This window comes from Streptomyces sp. NK08204, from assembly GCF_020400585.1.
Taxonomy (GTDB): Bacteria; Actinomycetota; Actinomycetes; order Streptomycetales; family Streptomycetaceae; genus Streptomyces.
In genome coordinates this window covers 1-21,269 of the sequence record NZ_JAINVF010000038.1, presented here as the reverse complement: position 1 = coordinate 21,269, position 21,269 = coordinate 1, and the positions used below count along the sequence as shown (strand labels likewise).

19 protein-coding genes are annotated in these 21,269 nt (G+C 70.2%); 10 read left to right on the top strand and 9 right to left on the bottom strand.

Going from position 1 to position 21,269, the window contains the following annotated elements; translation table 11 throughout:
• Positions 1-15 precede the first annotated feature (15 nt).
• The 5 genes from K7G59_RS32790 to K7G59_RS32770 all read right to left on the bottom strand — a co-directional run bounded on the left by K7G59_RS32790 (position 16) and on the right by K7G59_RS32770 (position 7,699).
• A complete protein-coding gene (locus K7G59_RS32790) occupies positions 16-4,461 on the bottom strand; it encodes a caspase family protein (protein WP_225840338.1) in 4,446 nt (1,481 codons plus the stop codon).
• Between the two features lie 162 nt (positions 4,462-4,623).
• Positions 4,624-4,857 carry a hypothetical protein gene (locus K7G59_RS32785; protein WP_225840337.1) on the bottom strand — a complete coding sequence of 78 codons (234 nt, stop codon included), beginning with the start codon at positions 4,855-4,857 and terminating at the stop codon, positions 4,624-4,626.
• Positions 4,858-5,022: 165 nt separating this feature from the next.
• A complete protein-coding gene (locus tag K7G59_RS32780) occupies positions 5,023-5,208 on the bottom strand; it encodes a transposase (RefSeq protein ID WP_225840336.1) in 186 nt (61 codons plus the stop codon).
• A gap of 199 nt (positions 5,209-5,407) precedes the next feature.
• Positions 5,408-5,818 carry a PPOX class F420-dependent oxidoreductase gene (locus K7G59_RS32775; RefSeq protein WP_225840335.1) on the bottom strand — a complete coding sequence of 137 codons (411 nt, stop codon included), beginning with the start codon at positions 5,816-5,818 and terminating at the stop codon, positions 5,408-5,410.
• A gap of 669 nt (positions 5,819-6,487) precedes the next feature.
• Entirely contained in the window at positions 6,488-7,699 is a 1,212-nt protein-coding gene (locus tag K7G59_RS32770; protein ID WP_225840334.1) for an MFS transporter, read from the bottom strand.
• 75 nt (positions 7,700-7,774) lie between these two features.
• Between K7G59_RS32770 and K7G59_RS32765 the strand changes: the two genes are divergently transcribed.
• From K7G59_RS32765 to K7G59_RS32755, 3 genes are all read left to right on the top strand, one after another.
• The gene (locus K7G59_RS32765) at positions 7,775-8,344 is read left to right on the top strand and encodes a CGNR zinc finger domain-containing protein (protein WP_225840333.1); all 570 of its coding nucleotides are present in this window, start codon (positions 7,775-7,777) and stop codon (positions 8,342-8,344) included.
• Between the two features lie 344 nt (positions 8,345-8,688).
• On the top strand, positions 8,689-9,096 hold the full coding sequence (locus K7G59_RS32760) for a YciI family protein (RefSeq protein WP_225840332.1): 408 nt from the start codon (positions 8,689-8,691) through the stop codon (positions 9,094-9,096).
• A gap of 8 nt (positions 9,097-9,104) precedes the next feature.
• The gene (locus tag K7G59_RS32755; RefSeq protein WP_225840367.1) at positions 9,105-10,250 is read left to right on the top strand and encodes an RNA polymerase sigma factor; all 1,146 of its coding nucleotides are present in this window, start codon (positions 9,105-9,107) and stop codon (positions 10,248-10,250) included.
• A gap of 411 nt (positions 10,251-10,661) precedes the next feature.
• Here the strand turns inward: K7G59_RS32755 and K7G59_RS32750 are convergent, their stop codons facing one another.
• Both K7G59_RS32750 and K7G59_RS32745 read right to left on the bottom strand, forming a co-directional pair.
• Positions 10,662-11,399, bottom strand: coding sequence for a response regulator transcription factor (locus K7G59_RS32750; RefSeq protein ID WP_225840331.1), 738 nt, complete (start codon positions 11,397-11,399; stop codon positions 10,662-10,664).
• Positions 11,400-11,402: 3 nt separating this feature from the next.
• Positions 11,403-12,644, bottom strand: coding sequence for a sensor histidine kinase (locus tag K7G59_RS32745; protein WP_225840330.1), 1,242 nt, complete (start codon positions 12,642-12,644; stop codon positions 11,403-11,405).
• 262 nt (positions 12,645-12,906) lie between these two features.
• Here K7G59_RS32745 and K7G59_RS32740 point away from each other — a divergent pair, with 262 nt between their 5' ends.
• The 6 genes from K7G59_RS32740 (at position 12,907) to K7G59_RS32715 (ending at position 19,657) form a co-directional block, all read left to right on the top strand.
• Positions 12,907-15,144 carry an MMPL family transporter gene (locus tag K7G59_RS32740; protein ID WP_225840329.1) on the top strand — a complete coding sequence of 746 codons (2,238 nt, stop codon included), beginning with the start codon at positions 12,907-12,909 and terminating at the stop codon, positions 15,142-15,144.
• A 300-nt stretch (positions 15,145-15,444) separates the two neighbouring features.
• A complete protein-coding gene (locus K7G59_RS32735; protein ID WP_225840328.1) occupies positions 15,445-15,813 on the top strand; it encodes an excalibur calcium-binding domain-containing protein in 369 nt (122 codons plus the stop codon).
• 234 nt (positions 15,814-16,047) lie between these two features.
• A complete protein-coding gene (locus K7G59_RS32730) occupies positions 16,048-16,734 on the top strand; it encodes a hypothetical protein (protein WP_225840327.1) in 687 nt (228 codons plus the stop codon).
• 422 nt (positions 16,735-17,156) lie between these two features.
• Positions 17,157-18,179 carry a transposase gene (locus tag K7G59_RS35475; protein ID WP_374114319.1) on the top strand — a complete coding sequence of 341 codons (1,023 nt, stop codon included), beginning with the start codon at positions 17,157-17,159 and terminating at the stop codon, positions 18,177-18,179.
• A gap of 65 nt (positions 18,180-18,244) precedes the next feature.
• Positions 18,245-18,625 carry a hypothetical protein gene (locus tag K7G59_RS32720; protein WP_308295115.1) on the top strand — a complete coding sequence of 127 codons (381 nt, stop codon included), beginning with the start codon at positions 18,245-18,247 and terminating at the stop codon, positions 18,623-18,625.
• A 9-nt stretch (positions 18,626-18,634) separates the two neighbouring features.
• Complete coding sequence (locus tag K7G59_RS32715) at positions 18,635-19,657, top strand: YihY/virulence factor BrkB family protein (RefSeq protein WP_225840326.1); 1,023 nt, start codon at positions 18,635-18,637, stop codon at positions 19,655-19,657.
• Positions 19,658-19,816: 159 nt separating this feature from the next.
• On the opposite strand, the gene K7G59_RS32710 is transcribed toward K7G59_RS32715, so the two are convergent.
• Together K7G59_RS32710 and K7G59_RS32705 are read right to left on the bottom strand one after the other, a co-directional pair.
• The gene (locus K7G59_RS32710) at positions 19,817-20,383 is read right to left on the bottom strand and encodes a GNAT family N-acetyltransferase (RefSeq protein ID WP_225840325.1); all 567 of its coding nucleotides are present in this window, start codon (positions 20,381-20,383) and stop codon (positions 19,817-19,819) included.
• Between the two features lie 15 nt (positions 20,384-20,398).
• On the bottom strand, positions 20,399-20,914 hold the full coding sequence (locus tag K7G59_RS32705; RefSeq protein WP_374114318.1) for an ATP-binding protein: 516 nt from the start codon (positions 20,912-20,914) through the stop codon (positions 20,399-20,401).
• A 70-nt stretch (positions 20,915-20,984) separates the two neighbouring features.
• Here K7G59_RS32705 and K7G59_RS35470 point away from each other — a divergent pair, with 70 nt between their 5' ends.
• Entirely contained in the window at positions 20,985-21,209 is a 225-nt protein-coding gene (locus K7G59_RS35470) for a hypothetical protein (protein ID WP_374114317.1), read from the top strand.
• Positions 21,210-21,269: the final 60 nt, after the last annotated feature.

Here is a 21,269-nt window from a genome sequence, read left to right as displayed (position 1 = left end):
TGTCAGGGCCGTTCATCACCATGAGGTGGGGCAGGGCGGCTGGTAGTCGGTGTTCGGGACGTATTTGGACCACTGGTTCCGCGTAATGGTGTCGCCGATGCTCAGGCAGAGCTGCCGGACGGCGGCGTCGGGGTCGGTGTTCCATACATCCACCGTGCGGCTGGTGCTGACGAGAAGCGGTTTTCCCTGCGTGCTGTAGGAGAGCTCGCCGCCGCCGAGAGCCATGCCGTGGTAGGCGAATCCTGCACGGAAGGCGGGTGTGTCCGCGTCGGTGACATCCCACAGTTCGATGTGTCCGTTGACCTGTCCGGTGTAGGTGTTGAGGTTGCCGGAGCTGGTCAACGCCAGTGTGCGGCCGTCGGGATCGAAGGCGATTCCGCTACCCGAGCCGACCGTGCGCACCACTGTCGGATCGCCTTCGAGTCGGTCGTGGTCCACATGCCACAGGCGGGTGGTGTCGGCGCTGTCGGTGACGGCGAGGAGCTTGCCATCAGGGCGGAATGCCGACTCGGAGACCGCGGATCCGCGTGTCAGGCGGCGGGTCGGTTGTGCGACGGGGTGGTGCGGGTCGGAAACGTTCCACAGCAGCAGTGTGTCGGCCGTGTTGCCCACCAGCAGGTGGCCGTGGGGCGCGAACGCGAGATGGAAGACGTTGCCGGGCATCGAGGCGATCTGACGCGGGTGGTGCGGATCAGTGACGTCGAACAGTTTGACTGCCGGTGGAGCTGGTTGCCTGGCGTTGGACATGTTGTCGGTGGCGGCCAGTACACGGCCGTCCGGGCTGTAGGCCAGGGCTCCGACGCCGTTGGCGAAGCTGCTGACGGTGGCGAGGGGAGCCGAGCGGGGGTGCCGGGTGCTGCGCAGGTGGAGGACGATCCGGTCTCCGTCCAGATCGCTGGTGGCAAGGATGCCGCCGTCGGGGCTGAACGCGGCGGCCGCCGCTCCGATGTTGCCGCTTCCGGGCAGGTCGGCCAGTTTGTGGTGCCGTGTTGGGCCGGTCAGGTCCCACAGCGCGCCGTCGCTCGCGCCCTGCACCGCCATCAGCCGCCGGGGACCGCCGCTGAACTGCGCGGCCACCAGGAAGCCGGACGGTGACCCGCCGAAGGTGGACGCCGCGCCGAGCTGGGGCGCGTTGTCGACGTCCCAGAGGTGGACTCCCCGCGTCGTGGCATGCAGCAGCTGGTTGCCGTGCGGGCCGAAGATCGCGGTCCCGCCTCCGGCGAACGTCGGTTCCGGCTCCTCCAGATCGTTTACCTCTTGGATATGTGAGGGGTTGTCGACCTCCCACAGGTACAGCTGGTCCTTGCATTCGGTGGCCAGCGTCTTGCCGTCAGGGCTGAACGCGCTTGACACCAGACCTTGGCGGCAGTCGTCGAGACTGTCGTCCTGCGCCGTGAGGAGTGCCGGATGGGCGAGGTCCCGCACGTTCCAGAGTCGCAGTCCGCTGGCGTTGCCGTCCCCCGGCGCCGCCAGGACGTCGCCGTCCGGACGGAAGGACACCCTGCGCATGGGCGTAGCAGACAGGTCCTGGCCGATCGGGGCACCGTCCAGCACGGATGCGAGGGCGGGCCGAGACGGGTCGGAGAAGTTCCACAGCCGGACGTGGTGGTCAGCGGCGGAACTGGCCAGTGCCGTGCCGGACGAGGAGAAGGCCAGCGAGTCCACCTGGGCGGTGTGACCGGTCAGGTCCCGCAGGGGGTGCGGCGCTGCAGGGTTGCTCATGTCCCACAGGTGGATGGCACCGGTGGCCGTCCCGAGAGCGAGCAGGTGGTTGTCGGGGCTGAAGGCCAGCGAGGTGACGCCGGTGGACTCGCGCGGGGGTACGGGGACTGCCACCGGCCGTGTCGGGTCGGTGACATTCCACAAACCGACGGTGGCCCGGCGCGGGCCGTTGCTTGTCGCTGACGCCACGAGCAGCCGTCCGTTCGGGCTCATCACGACCGGGCCGGCACCGGGAAGTCCGATGCGGCCCTTGGCATGACCATTCACGTCCCACAGGGCGATCCCGGGACCGGTGGACAGGGCCAGCGTGCCGCCGTCACGGCTCTGCGCGATGTCGAAGACCGTCTCCGGGCCGTCGTAGACGCCGGGGGTTTCCAGGTTCGCCAGCAGCGGCGCCGTATTCGTCCCGGGGTCCATCCGGTAGGCGACGATGCTCAGCTGTTTGGCCAGGCCCGGATCGGTGTCGCGCAGTCGGTCGGCTTCCGCGGCGACAAGCCGGGCCACGGCGTGAGTGCGCTGGGTGGCCGCCTGCACCTGGTACACGGCGGCCAACGCGCCCCCGCTGACGGCCAGCAGGCACAACACGACCAGGGTTGCGAGCACAGCGGTGCGACGTCGGGCCGCGCGGTGCTCGGCCCGCCGGGACTCCGCAAGAAATGCCGCCAGGCGCGGGTCCGTGTCGGAGACGGCACGACTGGCATTCTCAGCGCTGGCCTGTGCTGCCGCCAGCCGGGTTCCCCGGTACAGCAGCGACTGGTCCCGGTCGGCATGCCACCAGGCGTCGGCGTCGGCGGCTATCTGCTGCCGGGCGCGCAACCAGTCACGGTCGGCGTCGATCCACTGGCGCAGCAACGGCCAGGCGCGCAGCAGGGCGTCATGGCTGATGCGCACTGTGTGCTTGTCCAGGACCAGTAGCCGGGCCTCGGCGAACCGGTGCAGGGCCTGTTCTGCCGTGTGCGGGTCGGGCAACCCGTCGAGCAGTGCGGTCCGGTCGGTCGGGCGGGCGGTGTCCACGGTGTCGTCGCCGATCCGCACCAGGCGGGGCATCATGCGGCGAACAGCGTTCTTGCCCGCTTCGTCGAGCTTGGCGTACGTCTCGTCGGCGGTGTTGGCGATGGCTCTGGTGATCCCGCCGCTGTCCCGGTACCCGGCGACGGTCAGCCGAGTACCGCTGCGCTGCCGCCAGGTGGCCCACAGGGTGTGGGAGAGCAGCGGAAGCGTTCCGGCTTGCGGACCTGGCAGATGGGCCGCCCCCAGCTCATGCAACAGGAGGTCCACCAGACCGTCGTCCAGGCTCAGTCCGGCGATGGCCGCAGGCTGTTCGATCGCATCGCGCAGTTGCTCCAGGCTCATGGGGGCGGCCAGTACCTGGTTGTCCCGCAGCGCAGCCGCCAGCTCCGGAACCGCCTGAGCCTCACCGTAGAAGTCGGCGCGCAACGCCATCACCACGAGGGCGCCACGCCCCGGCCCCGACTCGGCGACCGCGGTGAGTGCTTCCAGGAACGCCGCTCTTTCCCGTTCGCTGCGGCAGACGGTGAGCAGCTCCTCCACCTGGTCCACGACCAACACGAGCCGGCCCTCCGGCCGACCCTCCAGAAGCGATGCGACCAGCGCCACGGCCGAGGCCGGGTCTGCCAGCAGGCTCTCGCTTCCCTCGACGCCGTCCGGGTGCAGCGCGGCGGCCAGGCTTCGCACGGGGTGCTCGCCGGGGGTGAGCACGGCCCAGGGCCAGCCGCTCGATCCGGGCAGCTGCGGGGCTCCGCGGCGCAACCCGGCGAGGAGGCCCGCGTGAAGAAGTGACGTCTTGCCGGAGCCTGATGGCCCCACCACGATGAGGGGCCGTCCGTTCTCCACGGACTTCGCCGATGCGGCCACCACCTCGGACACGAGCCGGGCCCGGCCGTGAAAGAGCTCCGCGTCGTCCACCGTGAACGATTCCAGTCCCAGGTACGGGCAAGGACCGGAGGCCGGATCTGGCTCTTCCTCCTCCGGCCCGGTCACCGCTGCCTGGGCCGGGTTCACCGCGATGACCAGGTCACCCGACCGATCGCCGACCTGGCGCCGGGGCAGGGGCCCGCCTCTGGCCCGCAACGCTCGGAACAGGTAGTCGTAGACGGCATCCAGCGTCAGCAGACGCGGTCCGCGCGGATCGCCCTCATCGAGAAGTCTGATCAGCTCCCCCGAGAACACCGTATGGGGCGCGTCCTGTGGAGCCAGGGCGAGTTGCTCCGCAGACCCCATCAGATACATCCCGTGCGCCGCGGGCAGCGCCAACGAAGGGGGCGGCGTCCGGCCGCCTCCCAACTGGGCCCGACCGGAAAAGCAGCAGTCCAGCACGACGATGACGCACGAAGCACGGCAGGCGGTCAGTGCCTCCCGTACCGCGGACAGCGACAGTGCCTGGTGGGCGGCCAGGCCCGGGGTGAGACGGTCGGTGCTGCTGGCCGCCAGGTACAACTTGTCCGCGGGCCCGATCAGACCGTGCCCGACGTAGTAGAGCAGAAACGCGGTTTCGGCTTGCCGGGCCTCTTCTGCGATGGCCGTGGCCATCTCCTGCGCCGTGCCCGGGTCGATGATCGTGCGTATCTGGCCTGTCGGGACACCACACCTGGCCACCAGGCGCTCCTGCAGGGCCTCCACCGTCCGAGCGACCGCCGGCACCGAGGTGAGGGTCGGCCCGGGGTGTGTGGCCGTGCCGAGCAGCAGGATACGAACGCCCGAGCCCGACAGTCCTGTCATGACGAGACGCTGCGGTCGTCCGAGCCCTCGAGCCCGGCGCTGCTCAGCATTCCAGCCACGTCATCCATACGGGTCCTGGGTTCGTCGGCGCTCAGCAGCTGCGTTCGCTTCGCGGAGAGCTCGATGCAGGCCCCACCCGGCCGCGTGATCTTCACGTGCACCTCACTGCGCCGGTGCCGGACAGGAGACCAGAGCGGTGGAGAACGCGGTGGCCGCCCGGCCTGGTCCCAGCGCCACCGGCAGGCCGTCGGCAACGGGACCCGACGTGCCGGCGGCCGGATGGCTCTCCAGCAGATCCGTCCGACCGCGCCGTTCGTCGACGTCGGTCAGCCAGGCAAGAAGCGACCGTAACTCGTCCGCACCGTCCACGCCTTCAGCAGTGAGCCGCACATCCATGGCTTCGTGACTCCATGTGGTAGATCGATCGCCATCGGACTCGCCACGATACTCAAGGTCGCCTACGAGTGTGTCAACTCAGCGGCCGAGGTCGGTTTTCAGGGGGCAGTTGCCGGCCGGGTGAGGCGGCCTTCGGAAGCGATCTGGAAGACGTTCGAAGGCGCCTTACAACATGGTCCACCGCTTGCAGCCCTTGCCGGTCGGGCCGGTGCTCATCAGCGCCATGTCGACGTACTTCAACGCGGCGGCCTCGTCCGGGAAGTGTCCGCGGGGCGCGAACGCCTTGCGGATCTCGCCGTCGAAGGAGAGGAAGGATACGAACTCGGCCCAGGTCTCGGACCACAGCTTCACGATGGCTGGACACTTCCGGTCCCGGGACTCGTGGTGACGCCAGCCGCGGATCTGCCGGCCGCGTCCGAGGCCACCCTCGGACGGGGCTGCGGGGGGCGGTCGGCCCTGTCGGCGTCCTCGCGCTTCTCTGTGGGGACACCGACAGTGCCGGGTGTCTTCATGTCCCCCGCTGTCGCACAGGCGGTCCGGTGGTGATCGGTCAGGCGGTCGCGGTACCGACCACCTTGGTCGGGCTGATACGGACGACAACACGGAGAATGTCTGCCGGGAGGTCGAGGTACTCCTGGCCGGCGCCGGGGCCTTCGTACTGCTCGGCGAGGGTGACCGCTAGAGACCGGCCGGTGTCCTCGGTGATTGTGGCGAGGCCGCGTATTTCGGCGTAGCGCAACGGGTCGGCCGGATCGTAGACGGTCAGGCTGGCACGGGGGTCGCGGCGCAGGTTGCGTTCCTTGCGACGGCCGACAGCGGTGGAGATGAGCAGGTCATCTCCGTCGCGGCCGACCCAGACCACCGACGTCTGCGGGCTTCCGTCCGGGTTGACAGTGGCGAGGACGGCGGGCACCGGAGCATCGAGCAGCGCCCGGACGGGATCGTTCAGCATGGCTGTCATTCGGGCGAAGCTATCTGCCGTCCGGCTCGTCCCGCACCCTGATTTGGTCGATGGAGAGTCAGACCTGGGCGGCGGGCTACGTCTTGCGGTTCGGGTGTCCGCAGGCGCGCTGCCGCCGCACGTCTCGCTACGGATCGCTCGGCCCGGCGCGAATGCCGCCCGCGCCCGTTCTCCGGCACGCCGGATCCGCAGCCATGCGTCGATGCGGGGCGGGGACTTCAGGACGGTCGTCTGCCGGTGATTGGGGTGCTGTCGCTTCTCGTGAGCGGCGAATGCGGCCCAGTCCGGGTGCCTCCCGAACTGCCGAAGGCGTGCTGTCGACACGCGAGTTCCGGCTCAACGGTTCTGCGGAAGCACGCGTTGCATGAATGCCCCGCTTCCTCCCGGGACTGCGGCTCCACCTGGTCACCACCGCCGAGGGCATGCCCGTCGACAGGTGTCTGGCCAACCCCAGGACCGGTGAATGGCAGGTGCCGGGAAGGAGTCCGAGGCCTTCTGCGGCGATCGGCTCGGGGTGCGTGGGGTCCGGCACGGCCGCGAGGACGATCCGGTCCGGCACGGCAAGATCGCCCGGGTCCGTCAGTGGATCGAAGTGTCGTCGACACTCTCACAGGCCGCGCGGCTCAGCCCTCGCCGCCGCCGCGTGGTCATCCAGCGGGCGGACCGCCCCTACGCAGCGCCCGGGACCCGGCGGCCAACCGCCTCCGCGACGTTGCGGAGACCGGGTGACTGCGGTGTCACCCGGAGATGCAGCACGGCGAGCAGCAGGCAGAGCGCAGCCATCGTGGACCACAGTGTGGCCGTCCCCGTTCGGGCGAGCAACTGGGTGCCGAGGACGGGTGCGAGCGTTGCGGCGACGCCCCAGCTGGTACCGAAGACGGCCAGGTAACGGCCGCTTCCACCGGGCGGCGCGAGGTCGGTGACGAGCGCGTAGACGCGGCCCATGACCAGCAGGTCTCCGAGACTGCACACGGCGGCCGAGACAAGCAGCGCCGGCAGGGTGCGGGCGAGCGCGTAGCCGGTCAGCCCCGCGGCCAGCAGGAGATGGGCGAGGGCGAGGGCGACGGGCGTCGTGAGCCGGTTCACCCAGGGCAGCCGGACCAGCGGCTGGGCGAGGACGATGGTGGCTGCGGCGGCGGTGAACAACAGCCCTGCGTCGGCGGCGGGCAGGCCCTGCCGCGCGAGCGCGAGCGGCAGGGTCATCACGGTCTGCTGGTTGATCAGGGCGTAGGCGGTTCCGGTGGCCAGGACGCTCAGCAGGGCTCGGTCCCGCAGGGGTCGCACGGCGATGTCGTCCAGGTGCACTCCGGGCGGTGCCGGACGGTCGTGGGGAAGGGCCAGCCGGATCAGCAGCGCGCAGGCCAGGCACGTCGCGGCGTCGGTGACGAAGAGCCAGCGCAGGTCCCAACGCCCGAGCAGCGCGGCGAGCAGTCCGGCGCCCATGCCACCCGCCGCGAGCGCGGCGCTGAACAGGCTGAACGCGCGCACCCGTTGCCGCTCCGGTACGGACCCGCCGATGATCGCCTGGCTCGGCGGCTCGTAGAGCTCGAAGGCCAGCCCGAGCAGCACCGCCCCGGCGACCGCCCAGGTGAGCGACGCGGAAGCCGCGATCGCCAACTGTGCCACGGCGCACGCACAGAGCCCGAGAACGACAGTCGTGCGCCGGCCGATCCGGTCGGACAGTCTTCCACCGGCCAGTCGCGAGGGGATCGTCGCGAGCCCGAAGGCGGCGCTGACCAGCCCGGCGGTGGTCAGACTCGCGCCGTGGTCGGCGCGGATCAGCGCGGTGAGAAAGGGCAGCGAGAAGGCTCCGAGCCGGTTGACGACCCGGGCGAGCAGCAGCAGGCGGACGGTGCGGGGCAGCGGTTCGGAACGCGGCACAGCGCCCTCCCGTCACTGGTCAATCATCTATTGTCAGTGACGGATACCGTAGGCAGGCGAAAGGTAACTGGTCAAGTGTTGTTCGACAGTCACATGCGCACCCTGCTCGATGCCTCGGTGGCGCTTGTCAACGCGCTGACCGACGGTGAGGCGCGAGGCCGTCGCTACCTCGCCCCCGAGGGCGCCGAGCGGGTCGGGGCGGTCCGCGCGGCGCTCTCCGCCGGGCCGGACCTGGGACTCGGCGAGGCCGACCGGTTGGCCGAGACCGCCCGCGCCCTACGCGCCGTGTTCGAGGCCGCGGCCACCGACCGCCTCGACGACGCGGCTCCCACCCTGAACGCACTCCTGCGGGAGACCGGCGCCCGACCCCAGCTCGACCGGGCTCCCGGGGAGCCGTGGCAGGTCCACTTCCACGGTGCCGACGACTCCTATGCCGCCGGTTGGAGCGCCGGCTGCGTCACCGGGCTCGCCATGGCCCTCGGCGGCGACTACGCCGGACGCCTCGGGGTCTGCGCAGCCCCCCGCTGCGACCGGGTCTATGTGGACACCTCCCGCAACGCCGGCCGCCAGTTCTGCTCGACCGCCTGCCAGAACCGGGTCAAGGCAGCGGCGTTCCGAGCGCGGCGCACGAGCGACCAGGCATGAGCACACCGACAGCCTGGGACGACCTCACCGGGCACTTCCCCGGCGTCCTGGCCCGCTGGAGCACTGGCCGCCGGTGACGGTGCCGACCACGACCGCCTCGACCGGGTCGGCCGGGAAGGCCACCGCCCGATCTGGCGCCGGACCCGGCCCACGGCCCCGCCAACCCCGACCACGACCTCTGTGGGGCCTGGATACAGGGGTACGGACACGACCTGCTCGCCGTCTCCCCGAAAACAGACGGATCACAAAAAAATCTTGGCCGGCGATGTCGAGAATCCGTGACCGGCTCCGTCCCCGAGGTGAACGCGACCACAATGGGTCGCACCAGCACGAGGAGAAACACGATGGCCAAGTACCTGTTGCTCAAGCACTACCGCGGCGCTCCGGCAGCGGTCAACGACGTGCCCATGGACCGGTGGACGCCGGAGGAGATCTCGGCGCACGTGCAGTACATGAACGACTTCGCGGCCCGGCTCGAGAAGACCGGCGAGTTCGTCGACGGCCAGGCGCTCGCCCCCGAGGGGGCATGGGTCCGGTACGACGGTGAGGGGCGCCCGCCGGTCACCGACGGCCCGTTCGCCGAGACCAAGGACCTCATCGCCGGCTGGATGATCATCGACGTCGACAGCTACGAGCGGGCCGTCGAGTTGGCCGGGGAGCTGTCGGCCGCCCCTGGGGCGGGTGGGAAGCCGATCCACGAGTGGCTCGAGGTGCGCCCGTTCCTGGCCGCGCCGCCCACCATCACGGAGTGACCTCATCGATGGACGAGGTCCTGCTGAGGAGCCTCACGCCGGGCGTGCTCGCCATCCTCGTCCGCCGCGGAGCCGACTTCGCGGCGGCCGAGGACGCCGTGCAGGACGCTCTGGTCGAGGCGGTCCACGTCTGGCCCGCAGACCCGCCGCGGGATGCGAAGGGCTGGCTGGTCACCGTGGCCTGGCGCAAGTTCCTCGACCAGACCCGGGCGGACGTCGCCCGCCGCCGGCGTGAGGACCTCGTCGTCGAGGAGCCGGCGCCCGGGCCCACGCCTGCGGTGGACGACACGCTCCTGCTCTACTTCCTGTGCGCCCACCCGTCGCTGACAACGTCGTCCGCGGTCGCGCTCACGCTGCGTGCTGTCGGCGGGCTCACCACCCGTCAGATCGCCCAGGCCTACCTGGTGCCCGAGGCGACCATGGCGCAGCGGATCAGCCGTGCCAAGCGCACCGTCTCCGGCGTGCGGTTCGACCAGCTCGGCGACGTCGCTACCGTGCTGCGCGTCCTCTACCTGGTCTTCAACGAGGGCTACTCCGGCGACGTCGACCTCGCCGCCGAAGCCATTCGGCTCACCCGGCAGCTCGCGGCCCAGGTCGACCACCCCGAGGTGGCGGGACTGCTCGCCCTCATGTTGCTCCACCATGCCCGGCGCGGCACCCGGACCGCGCCTGACGGCAGCCTGGTGCCGCTGGCCGAGCAGGACCGCGGCCGCTGGGACACCGAGTTGATTGCCGAGGGCGTCGAGATCCTGCAGGCGGCACTCGCCCGCGACCGGCTGGGCGAGTTCCAGGCCCAGGCCGCCGTCGCCGCCCTCCACGCTGACGCGCTCACCGCCGAGGAGACCGACTGGGTGCAGATCGTCGAGTGGTACGACGAGCTCGTGCGCCTGACCGACAGCCCGGTCGTCCGGCTCAACCGCGCAGTCGCCGTCGGCGAGGCCGACGGACCGCGCGCCGGGCTGGCGGCGCTCGCGGCGCTGGACGCCTCGCTGCCCCGCCACGCCGCGGTGGCGGCGTACCTCCACGAGCGCGACGGCGACCTGGCGACGGCGGCACGGCTGTACGCCGAGGCGGCCCACAAGGCGCCCAACATCGCCGAGCGCGATTACCTGACGCGCCAGGCCGCCCGGCTCAACGCCCGCCGGTGTCGCTGATGGTCGCGCTCGGATCCTCCTGCGGCCTTGGCGCGGCCCCATGGCCGGAGCGGTCCCTTCGCAGTGAGGAGGAAGTTCGGGACCAGCCGCACGACGCGTTGCCGACGAGGAAGCTCAGCGCCGACAGGTGCACGGGAAGCCGATCTGCGAAGAGCCCCGAACAGCGCAGGGTTGCTGCACCGCCTCTCCTCCTGTCACGGGCTCGCGTGCAGAGTGCGGTGTGCGGTGTGCTCCAAGTGGTGCCGGATCACGCAAGGTTCGCCTGGTTGTCGGGGCCGTGATCGATGTCGTCGTCTGCTCAACACCCGCATCCGCACCGGCGCAGAGAAATCCGACCGCCGGCGGCTCCTGCCCGAGGCGGGGCGACGGATGGCACGGCAGCACGTCGTCCCGGCCCGTAGGACTGCCGGTTCAGTCCGGGTCGTCCGCCTGCCGGGCCGTCACCAGTCCCGACTCATAGGCCGCGATGACGGCCTGCGCCCGGTCGCGGACGCCGAGTTTGTCGAAGATGCTGGTGATGTAGTTCTTGACGGTGGAGACACTGATCTCCATGGCGCCCGCGATCTCGTTGTTGTCCAGGCCGGTGGCCAGCAGGCGCCAGACCTCCACCTCGCGTGGGGTGAGACCGTCGGCTTTTCCGGCCGCGGGCCTCCGGCGGCCCGGGGGCGCGACCTGCTCGGTCCTGACGTAGGCGGAGATCAGCCGGGTCAGCAGACGGGGCGCGACGGCGGCCTCGCCCGCACGGACGGTGCGGATCGCGGCCACCAGGTCCTCGGGCGAGCTGTCCTTGGGCAGGAAGCCGTACGCGCCGGCGCGCAGGGCGGCGACCACGTACTCGTCCATGTCGAAGGTGCTGAGGGCGAGCACCCGGCACTCGGGCAGGTCACGGGCCAGTCGCTCGGTGGCGGCCACCCCGTCGAGGACGGGCATCCGGATGTCCATCACCACGACGTCGGGACGGTACGCGCGGGCCAGCGTGAGGGCCTGCTCGCCGTCCTCGGCCTCGGCGACCACGGTGACGGCCGGGGCGGGGCCGAGGATCAGGGCCAGCCCGCGCCGTACGAGCGGCTGGTCGTCCGCGATCAGCACCCGGATCGTACGCTCGCTCGCGTCCTGCACGGCCCCGTCCACGGTGTCGGTCCCGCTCACCGGTCAGCTCTCCTTGTCCTCGCCTGTCGGAGCATCCAGCGGCAGGCTCGCCAGGACCCGGAAGCCGGCCTCGGGCAGCGGCCCGACCTTCAGCGTGCCGCCGTACAGGGCGACCCGTTCACGCATGCCGATCAGACCGTATCCGGTGCCGGTGCCGATGCCGACGCCGGGGGCCTGGGCGAACTCCGCGCCGTCCGTCGCGCCCCGGTCGGTGACGGACACGCGGACACGCTCCGGCAGGCAGGTCAGGCTGACCTTCACCGGGACGTCGGGCCCGGCGTGCTTGCGGGCGTTGGTCAGTGCCTCCTGGACGATCCGGTAGAGGGTGAGACCGACCACCGGGGGCAGCCGTCCGGGATCGCCGTCCACGGTCAGCTCGGCGGGCTGTCCGGCCTGCCGGGACTCCTTGATCAGGCGGTCGAGGTCGGCCAGGCCGGGCTGCGGAGCCTCCGGGGCGCTGTGCCGGTCGGCCGCCGTGTCCTCGTCGGCCCGCAGGACGTCGAGGAGTTGCCGCATCTCGCGCAGGGCCAGCCGCCCCGACTCCTCCAGGGTGACCAGGGCGTCCCGGGCGACACCGGGGTCGTGGTCGAGGTTGGCACGGGCCCCGCCCGCCATCAGCTGCATGGTGGTGATGCGGTGGGCGACGACGTCGTGCAGTTCCCGGGCTATGCGACGGCGTTCCTCGGCCACCGCCCGGTCGGCGAGGAGTCGGCGGTTGGCCTCCGTCTCCTGCTGCCACCGGTTGACCGCGAGGGCGGCGGCGACGATCACGCAGGCGGCGACGCAGGCACTGGTCACGTTCAGGAACCCGCGCGGGGCGGCGAGGTCCGGGGTGAGCAGGGTGACGCCGATCGCCCCGATGGTCAGGGCGGCCGTCGCCCATGGACGGCCGGTCCGGGCGGCCGAGTAGAGGGCGACCGTCAGGGTGGCGCCGAAGTGCTGCTCCATGGGCACCGTCAGGTTCAGCAGCGCGCCGAGCACCAGGCTGACGGTCATGACGGTGAGCGGGAAGCGCCGCCGCATGAGCAGCGGCAGCGCGGACACCATCAGCAGCAGGACGCCGACACTTGATACGGACACGCCGGCGACCTGCGGGAACGCGGTGTATCCGACGAGGTCCACGACGGCCGCACCGACGGTCAGCAGGGCGTCGTTGCGGGTCCACGGCAGGGGGTCGGCGTCCGGCGGAAAGAGGCGCCCTCGCAGTCCCCGACGCATCGGCACGGTGCTGCGACGCGTCGCCATGGTGGTCCTCTCTTCGCTGCTCTCCGCTGTGGTGCCGGAGCGTCCGCCCGGCACCGGTGTCTGCTGTGCCATTGTCCCTGCGCGCCACAGCCTCTGGGTCCGCCCCAGGGGGGAAGCCCGACCAGGACCAGGGTCCCGGTCCGGCGGACGGCCGGCCCCAGGGCCCCGTACGGCTTTTCGTCCGCCGCGCGTACGATCTCGGCGCATTCCGGTGATGTGCTGGAAGGGAACTGTCCGAGATCGCTTTCGAACGGGAGTCCCTGTGATTCGCGCCCTGACCGGATTCTCCACGAGAAATCCGTGGAAAGTCATCACCCTCTGGGTGCTGTTGGGAATAGGACTGACCGTGGTGGGTCAGGCACTGATGTACCGGGTCACCGAGAGCCAGCTCGGTGACTTCCTGCCCGAGACGTACGACTCGGCTGCGGCGCTGAAGGTCGCCGAGGACAAGTTCGGGATCAAGCCGGACGCCAATGCGGTGACCATGCTGGTGAAGCGGGCCGACGGAAAGCCGCTCGGCGCGGCCGATCAGCAGCGCGCGGAGGCGGCCGCGGCGGCGCTCGGCAGGCAGCGGGTGACCATGCCGAAGTCCAAGGACGTCCCCGGCTTCCTGGCGAAGGACTATTCCCAGACGCCGAAGGTGGCGCCCGGCACGGTCGCACCCCACCGCGCTTTCGTTGTCTTTTCCGTCGGCTTTTCCGGTAATTCGACCGATCCCGGCCTGCAGAATGTCTTCAAGGAATTCCGGAATACCGCTTCCGGCAGGTACGCGCAGTACGGACTGCGCACCGGATTCGCCGGCGGTCTGGCCGACCTCGTCGACAGCGACGAGGCGGAGAAGACCACGAGCGCAGTGGCCGGGGCACTCACCATCGGTCTGATCGTGCTGCTGAACGTCCTGGTGTTCCGTAGTGTGCTGGCGGCGCTGCTGCCGCTGCTGGCGGTCAGCCTCGTCGGCGGGGCCGCCGCGGGTGCGGTGGTCGGCGCGGCGCTGCTCACCGGGATCAGGCTGGACCCGGGCACACCGCAGCTGATCAGCGTGGTACTGCTCGGCATCGGGATCGACTACTTCCTGTTCCTGCTGTTCCGCTTCCGTGAGCGGCTGCGTGCGCAGCCCGAACGCGGCGCCCGCGAGATCGCGGGTGAGGTGACGGGGCGGGTGGGCTCCGCGATCACCTCGGCGGCGCTCACCATCGTCGCCGCCTTCGCCACCCTCGGTGTCGCCAGCTTCGGGCAGTTCCGGGTGCTCGGTCCGGCCGTCGCGATCTCCGTCATGGTGATGCTGCTGGCCAGCCTCACCTTCATGCCCGCCCTGCTGGCGGTCACCGGCCGCAGGATGTTCTGGCCCTCCCGCGCCCTGAAGCGCGCGCCGCGCGAGGGTTCGGCCGGACGCTTCGGCGAGGCCGTCGCCCGGCGACCGCTCGCCGTCACGGTCGGCGCCCTCGCCCTGCTGGGAGCGCTGGCCGCCGGGACCGCGGGCATGAAGATGGACTACAGCACCGGCAGCGGCGGCGGTGACACACCGGCCGCGGCCACCGCCGCGGAGATCTCCCGCGCCCTGCCCGCGGGGGTGTCCGATCCGACCGACGTCTACGTCACCAGCGGCGACGGCGGCGCCCTCGACCGGCACGGCGTCGACGTCCTGGTCAAGGCGCTCGGCCGCACGCAGGGCGTGGGCCAGGTGACTCCGGTCGTCTACGACAAGGCGGGCGACGCGGCCCGGATCAGCCTCTACCTGAACGCCGAACCACAGAGCCAGAAGGCACGCGACCTGGTGTCCGGGCCGGTGCGGGCGACCGTCGCCCGGCACACACCCACGGGCGCCGAGGCACACGTCGGCGGCACGGCGGCGATCTTCGCGGACATCTCCACCGCCGTTTCCGAGGACCTTCGACTGGTTTTTCCCGTGGCCGCCGCACTCATCGCGCTGATCCTGCTCGTCCTGCTGCGCAGCCTGCTGGCACCGGTGGTGCTCATGGTCTCCGTCGGGCTCGGCTTCGCCGCCACGCTCGGCGCCTCCACCCTGGTGTTCCAGCATCTGCGCGGCGAAGCGGGCGTCAACTTCACCCTGCCGCTGGTGCTCTTCCTGTTCGTGGTCGCCCTGGGCACGGACTACAACATCCTGATGAGTGACCGCATCAGGGAGGAGATGGAGCGCCCGGGCCCGGCCCGCTCGGCGGTGGCCCGCGCCGTACGGCACACGGCACCGGCCGTGGCAACCGCCGGACTGGTGCTGGCCGGTTCCTTCGGCAGCCTCGCGGTGAACCCGGCCGCGTCCACCCAGCAGATCGGCTTCGCGACGGCTCTCGGCATCCTGCTGTCGGCGTTCGTTCTGTCCGTCGCGCTGGTCCCGGCGCTCGCCGCGCTCCTCGGCCGCTCCCTGTGGTGGCCCGTCCGGCCGCGCCCGACCGCGAGGCAGCCCTTGCCGTACGAACCCGGGCGGCAGCCCGGCGAGCCGGGTCCCGCCCCGGTCCCGTACGACCGCATCGGCAGGAACTGACCGCCGCACCGCCGCCTTCGCGCTCCCGCACGGCCGTCACCGCGAGGAGGGCGCGGGCGAGCACGGCCAGCATGACGTGCCGGTACCAGTGAGGTAGCGGGGGACCTCGTACTGGTCCTGACGTGCCACGGCACCGACACCCTCCCCGAACACCACGTCAGCCTTCACGACGACGACTACGGGTCATGGAACATCAGCCTCCGGAGTCCGCTGCACTGACGTCCGAAGCCTCCTGTCCACAGTCGTACGCCAATACCACCTTCAACTGGGGCCCGGCCGCCAGGCCGTCCTCACCGTCTCATGCGCGGTGAGCCCAGGTATGGTCCTCCCCTCGACCGCGACGGCGACGGCATCGGCTGCGAATGGGGCTGGGAACCGGCGCAGCACGATGCCGTCGCTGTGCCCGTTGCCCCGCACCCGACGACTGGCTCGGACCGCCGCTACACGGTGACCGCTGCGGCAGCTTCTTGCGGCTCCGGCCGGGCCCGAGTCCAACGCCTTCCGCACCGTCCGCCACGTCACGCCGCACCTGCGCTCCAGCTCCCGCATCGACATGCCGCCGCGACAGTCAGGCCGGATCACCGTAGAACTCGACCTTCGACAGCCACGGGCATGACCAGCACCTTGCACCAGCACCTCGGTGCTGCCCTGGCAGGAACCGACAAGTGACTTCGCTGCTGCTCGACGACGCCACCGCGCCGACCACCTGGTGGTCTGCGAGCCGTCCTGACACCGATGTCCCGCCGGTCGGCGGTCGTCACGACGGGGTGGCGGCGCAGGTGAGCGCGTGTCTGTGTCACGACCCGGCAACGACCACGTCGCGGCGGCAACCGCCGAATGGCCGGAAATCGTATGTGGCTGCGACAGTCAGACGGCAACTGCCACTCACCAGACAGGATCACCATGGCAACGACCACGAAGTCCGACCGCCACAGACCCGGCACCGTCCTCCGCACGACCCTGATGAGCGCGTCCGTCGCCGTCCTCGCGGTGCTGCTCACGGGCTGTAACGGAGACGGTACCTCGACGGCCACGCCCGCCGACGGCAAGACCGCGGCGGCACAGCCGGGTGGCAGCGGCACGAAGACCGATTCCCCGACGCCCGCGGCCAAGCCCGTGGGCACGCCCACGAAGGGCACCGGTGCAGGCACCGGCGGAACGTCGTCCACCATGGCCCCCGCACCCGCATCCTCGGCACCGGCCGCGCCGATCGCCTCCGGCGGCACGGGCAGTGACGACGGATGCGACCACAAGATGCCCATCTCCCCCGACGAGGTGTCGGTCTACGGCTACACCCCGGAAGGGGGCTCGCTGAGCCTCATCGTCAAGTACGGCAACTGGGGCTGCCCCTCCGGCGATTCCGACGGCGCGCCCTTCGATGCGGTGGGCAAAGAGACGTACATGCCCATGGACCAGGCGGCCTACATCACCGCCACCAACCCGATTGTGGAGAGCAGCGCGAACCAGCACATCGGTGTGCAGGAGTTCCTCGACTGGCTGGAAGCCCACCCGAACAGCGGGTTGGTCTTCAAGTACCACCTCGGTGCCGACGGGGCCATCGACCGCCTGGACGAGGAGTTCACCCCCTGACCTTCAGGGCCCCGGTGGAACGCCGAGGCACAGGTCTACGGGTGCCGGCGCCAGACCCGTCCAGCGGGCCCGGCCCCGAAGGACGACCGCCTCGGCCGGCCCGCCGCGCCGGATGCGCACAGGAACATCACCAGGACGAACCGCGGCCCCGCACGCCCGCGGCAAGGACGAGAACAGGCCGTCACAGCCGCCGACACCCCCATGACAGAAAAGGGGCAAGGGGCGACGACGCGGCGGTGTGCTGCCTGGTCTGCTCCCGACAGCAACAACCCGTGGCGGTGGTTGGCGACACGTCGCTGAGACCCGCTGCACGGCGCCAGGGCCGGGCAGTGGCTCATCCAGGTTGTCGGTCCCCTCGTCTGGGCGGTCGGTGACCTGGCTGCCGTAGCCGATGCGGCGGAAGGACATGAGCCGGTCGGTCAGTGCGGGAGCGAACCGCTGGGCGGACATCGTACGCGCCCACCAGCACGCCGCCGACGCCCGAAGAGGGGACTCCGCAGACCGGCTCTCGCAGCCCGGCTCTCGGACGCTCCCGAGGTGGCCTGACCAGCCAGATCCCCCTGGCCTGCGACGGCGCCGGCCGCCCGCTCGACTTCACCGTGACAGGCGGCGACACCAACGACCGCACCCAGTTCACCGCCGTGGTGGAAGCGATCCGGGTGCGCCACACCGACCCGGGACGGCCCCGGGTGCAGCCCTCGCACGTCCTGGGCGACAACGGCTACAGCTCGAATGCGATCCGCAGCCGGCTGGGGCGGCGGGGCATCGCTCACACCATCCCCGAGCGGGGCGACCAGGTACGCAACCGCCTCCGGCGTGGCAGCCGTGGGGAGACGTCCACGGCGTTGCGCTCGTCCGGCAGCCGGTGTCTGAAGGAGAACCTGGCGGCGACCTGGACCCTGTACAGCGCCCTCGAGGAGGGTGCGGAGCGGCGAAGGCCACGCCCAGGCTCAGCCGGCCGACCGTCTATGGACAAACCGGTGGCCGTGGCTGCGCGAGTGAGCGGTGCCCGCAGGGGTACCCAGGACCGCTGGGACGGGAGTGAGGAGGAACGGACTATGGGCACCCTGAACGGGCGAAGGGGTGCACGACCTCCCCTCGGCCGTCTCGTGCACCGCCGACAGAGGCCTCACGGGGGTCGGCTGGGCACCTTGCTGCTCTCCGGCCTCGCAGCCGGCCTGTTCAGCCAGTTTGAGGTGAGTTTCCAGGACGGACAGGCCTTGGCGTGCCTCGTTGATCGCCTGCGATGCGGTCGTGACCGAGGCCCTCGGTCGACACACGGATGTCGGCGACCATGCTCCCCTTGTCGTAGCCGATCGGCGGCTTGCCGCTTCAGCCGTGCTGGACGTTCGGGGTGCTGTCGGAACGTTCCCTGCGGTGTCAGGGTCCGGCGTCCCACGACCGTGGAACCGGTCGGACTCGTCCCTCGGCGGTCAGGGCACTGATCAATGAAGCACGTGGCGACGGCACCAAGCCGCGGCGCCTCTTCCCAGCACATGTGGCGAGACCGATGAAGATGTGGGACAGGAAGAACGGAAAGACGGAGGAGACCCGTCTGGAGCTGTGCGACCTGCGCGGAGCCGCCTTCGCCGAGAGCGAGGCGGTGCGCGGCTACGTGCCCGATTCGTCCTCGGTGAACTCCGACAACGACTGGATCGACGGCCTCCGGCTCATCACGGCGTGCAGCGAGGCTCGCTTCGCGCTCATGCAGGACAACTGCCGACACCGCCTGTTCACGTATGAGGAACTGTGGGCAGCGAAGACGAACCGGGCCCTGACCACCGGACCGCCCGTCCTCAGCATTGAGCAACTGGGCTGCAGGACCGGGCTGCGTACCGGAGATCGGACGCGCCATCGCCTGGCACGACGAACGCCTCGGGCCTCGGGGTAGGCGCGAGCCATGAAACTCCACGAGCGTCTGGACCGCTATCAAAGACGTCACCGCTGGGTGGGTCTGCCGCTCGCTGTGCTGTACAAGTTCTACGACGACCAGGCCCTTTACCTCGCCGCCCTGCTCACCTACTACGGCTTCCTCTCCCTCTTCCCGCTCCTCCTCATCCTCGTCGCCGTCCTGAGCACCTTCCTCAGCGACGATCCCGCCCTGCGGCAGCGGGTCCTCGACTCGGCTCTGAGCGAGTTCCCCGTCATCGGTGACCAGATCGTCCGAAACATCCACTCCTTCCACGGAAGCGGAGCCGCCCTCGCCGTGGGCATCGCGGGCAGCCTCTACGGGTCACTCGGCGTCGCCCAGGCCGCCCAGTACGCCCTCAACAAGATCTGGGCAGTGCCCCGGCACGCCCGGCCGGACCCGTTCCGCTCACGGCTCAAGGGACTGCTGTTCCTGCTGATACTGGCACTCGGCCTGTGCGCGTTCACCCTGCTGTCCGTGGCGGCCTCGCAGACGTACCTGTTCGGCGCACGGCTGCGGGGCGGGGCCTGGATCGCCGCCACGGTGGCGTCCGTGTGCCTCAACGCCTCTCTGCTCGTCATGAGTTACCGCCTGCTGACGCATCGGGCGCTGCCGCTGCGCGGGCTCGTCGTCGTCGCGCTGGGCGCTGCCTGCGCTTGGCAGGGGCTGCAGTGGGGGGGCACCTACTACGTCAACCACGTCCTGCGCGGGGCCACAGCCACCTACGGCATGTTCGGCATCGTCCTGGGGCTGCTCGCCTGGCTGTACCTGGGGGCACTCATCTTCCTGACAGCTGCCGAGGTCGGAGCCGTACGGCTCCTGCGACTGTGGCCGCGCAGCCTGCTGACGCCGTTCACTGACCGGGTCAACCTCACCGCGGCTGACCGTCGCGCCTACCAGTCCTACGCCGCCACCGAGGCGTTCAAGGGCTTCCAGAAGATCCGCGTGCACTTCGAGCCGCCGCCGAAGCCTCGGCGCGAGCAACCCCCTGACGACGACACCTCGGGCCGGTGACCTGCTTACCAGAATCCCGGCACAACCACTGCGAGTGTCGGCAGCGAGCGGCTGGCGCGGACGCCGCAACTTGATGTTCCGGGCCCTTTGAAGCCGTGTCCCTGACAGGCGCGGATCAGAAGGGCCCGGTTCTGTTGTCGCGGTCAGGCTGCTCCGTGGTCAGCGCACTGACGGGCGTTGGCGAGCGGCCCAGTGTTCGTCGGCGGTGATGCCCATCAGTACGACGTCATGGTGGCTGCCCGCGAAGAATTCGTGCTGCCGGAGCCGTCCTTCTTCGACAAAGCCGAGCTTGCGGTAGAGCGCGAGCGAGGCGTCGTTGAACGCATAGACCTCGACTTCGCACTTGTTGTACCGCTGTTCGGCGAACATGTAGGTGAGGATCAGCTCAGTGGCTTCCGTAGCGTAACCGTTGCCACGATGGTCGCGGGTGACCACGATTCCTGTCTTGAACCTTCCTGCGCGGGGGTCGGTTTCCCCGACCGTCACAGATCCTGCAAAGGCCTGATCGGCTACTGTCTCGATGACCAGCCGGAAGGCTTCGCCTCCTGGTGCACGCCCGGCGCGCTCGGCGGTCCAGGACCGGAAACTCTCCGCCGAGCGCGGCGGCTCGACGAAATCCGCGTTGCGAACGTCCACGGTGTGCTGGGCAAGCGCCCGGAATCCTTCCCAGTCGTCCGGTTCGACGCCTCGCAAGCGCACCTTCTCGCCCACCCACATGCTGCTCATGACGCCCCTGATGCCTCAGTTGATGTGCAGGTCCTGATGGCCCCGCACTCCACATGCCTCACAGTAGAGGCATGCGTCGGCGAGGTGATGCGTAGGTGCTGCTTCGACGTTGTGACCCACTTGCCTGGGGTCGGCGAAGGTCTTGTCCCACTCAGCGAATGGCGAGTTGGTGGCCACCGCGGTGGCCTTGCATTTCTCGAGTGCGGTGCGGATTTGAAACAGCAGATGGGCACCCTTCTTGTCCAGGTCGAGATAGCCGAACTCGTCCAGACACAAAAGATCGACTTTGCTGTGACGGGCGATCACCGAGGACAGACGGCGGGCGGCATCGCCCTCGGCGAGCTCGTTGACCAGGGCCGAGGTGGTCGTGTAACGGACGGTCAGGCCGGCCTCCGCGACCGCCGTACCGATCCCGACGTGCCCCTCCAGAAAGGCCTCCTGCGACGCCGTAGACGCAGTGGACAGCCTTGGCCGAATACGACATGCGCAAGGTGAACAGCACACACTCGCGGCGCTGACCGGAGAGGTCAACCCACACGTCCGCGAAGTCGACCTCCGCCTCCTCGCCTGGCTGCTTCTCTCGCGGCACCATGCCATCCAGATGACGGCGACCTTCCTTGGCCACCAGCTCCAGCTCAGGACGGCGCTTGCGGACGTAGTCGCGGACCGTGGAGTACGACGCCTGCTCGAAGCCGTGCTCATCTGCCAGCCGCTGAAGAACGCGGTCAACGGTGTGCTTCTGCTTCTTCGGCGCCTTCAGGCCCTCCCGAGCATCGCATCGGTGAAGCCCTTCACCGACTGTGCGACATCCCGCGAGTTCTCCTGAGTCCCGCTGAGTGCCCGAGGCCGTGGCCAGGGGCTTCTTCCTCCTTCGAGTGTTCCGCCA

Bases quoted from the DNA above. Each gene is read 5' to 3' on its own strand.
- K7G59_RS32790 (WP_225840338.1), bottom strand. From the start codon at position 4,461: ATGACAGGACTGTCGGGCTCGGGCGTTCGTATCCTGCTGCTCGGCACG.
- K7G59_RS32785 (WP_225840337.1), bottom strand. From the start codon at position 4,857: ATGGATGTGCGGCTCACTGCTGAAGGCGTGGACGGTGCGGACGAGTTA.
- K7G59_RS32775 (WP_225840335.1), bottom strand. From the start codon at position 5,818: ATGACAGCCATGCTGAACGATCCCGTCCGGGCGCTGCTCGATGCTCCG.
- K7G59_RS32760 (WP_225840332.1), top strand. From the start codon at position 8,689: ATGGCCAAGTACCTGTTGCTCAAGCACTACCGCGGCGCTCCGGCAGCG.
- K7G59_RS32755 (WP_225840367.1), top strand. From the start codon at position 9,105: ATGGACGAGGTCCTGCTGAGGAGCCTCACGCCGGGCGTGCTCGCCATC.
- K7G59_RS32745 (WP_225840330.1), bottom strand. From the start codon at position 12,644: ATGGCGACGCGTCGCAGCACCGTGCCGATGCGTCGGGGACTGCGAGGG.
- K7G59_RS32735 (WP_225840328.1), top strand. From the start codon at position 15,445: ATGCGCGGTGAGCCCAGGTATGGTCCTCCCCTCGACCGCGACGGCGAC.
- K7G59_RS32730 (WP_225840327.1), top strand. From the start codon at position 16,048: ATGGCAACGACCACGAAGTCCGACCGCCACAGACCCGGCACCGTCCTC.
- K7G59_RS32720 (WP_308295115.1), top strand. From the start codon at position 18,245: ATGAAGATGTGGGACAGGAAGAACGGAAAGACGGAGGAGACCCGTCTG.
- K7G59_RS32715 (WP_225840326.1), top strand. From the start codon at position 18,635: ATGAAACTCCACGAGCGTCTGGACCGCTATCAAAGACGTCACCGCTGG.
- K7G59_RS32710 (WP_225840325.1), bottom strand. From the start codon at position 20,383: ATGAGCAGCATGTGGGTGGGCGAGAAGGTGCGCTTGCGAGGCGTCGAA.
- K7G59_RS35470 (WP_374114317.1), top strand. From the start codon at position 20,985: ATGACGGCGACCTTCCTTGGCCACCAGCTCCAGCTCAGGACGGCGCTT.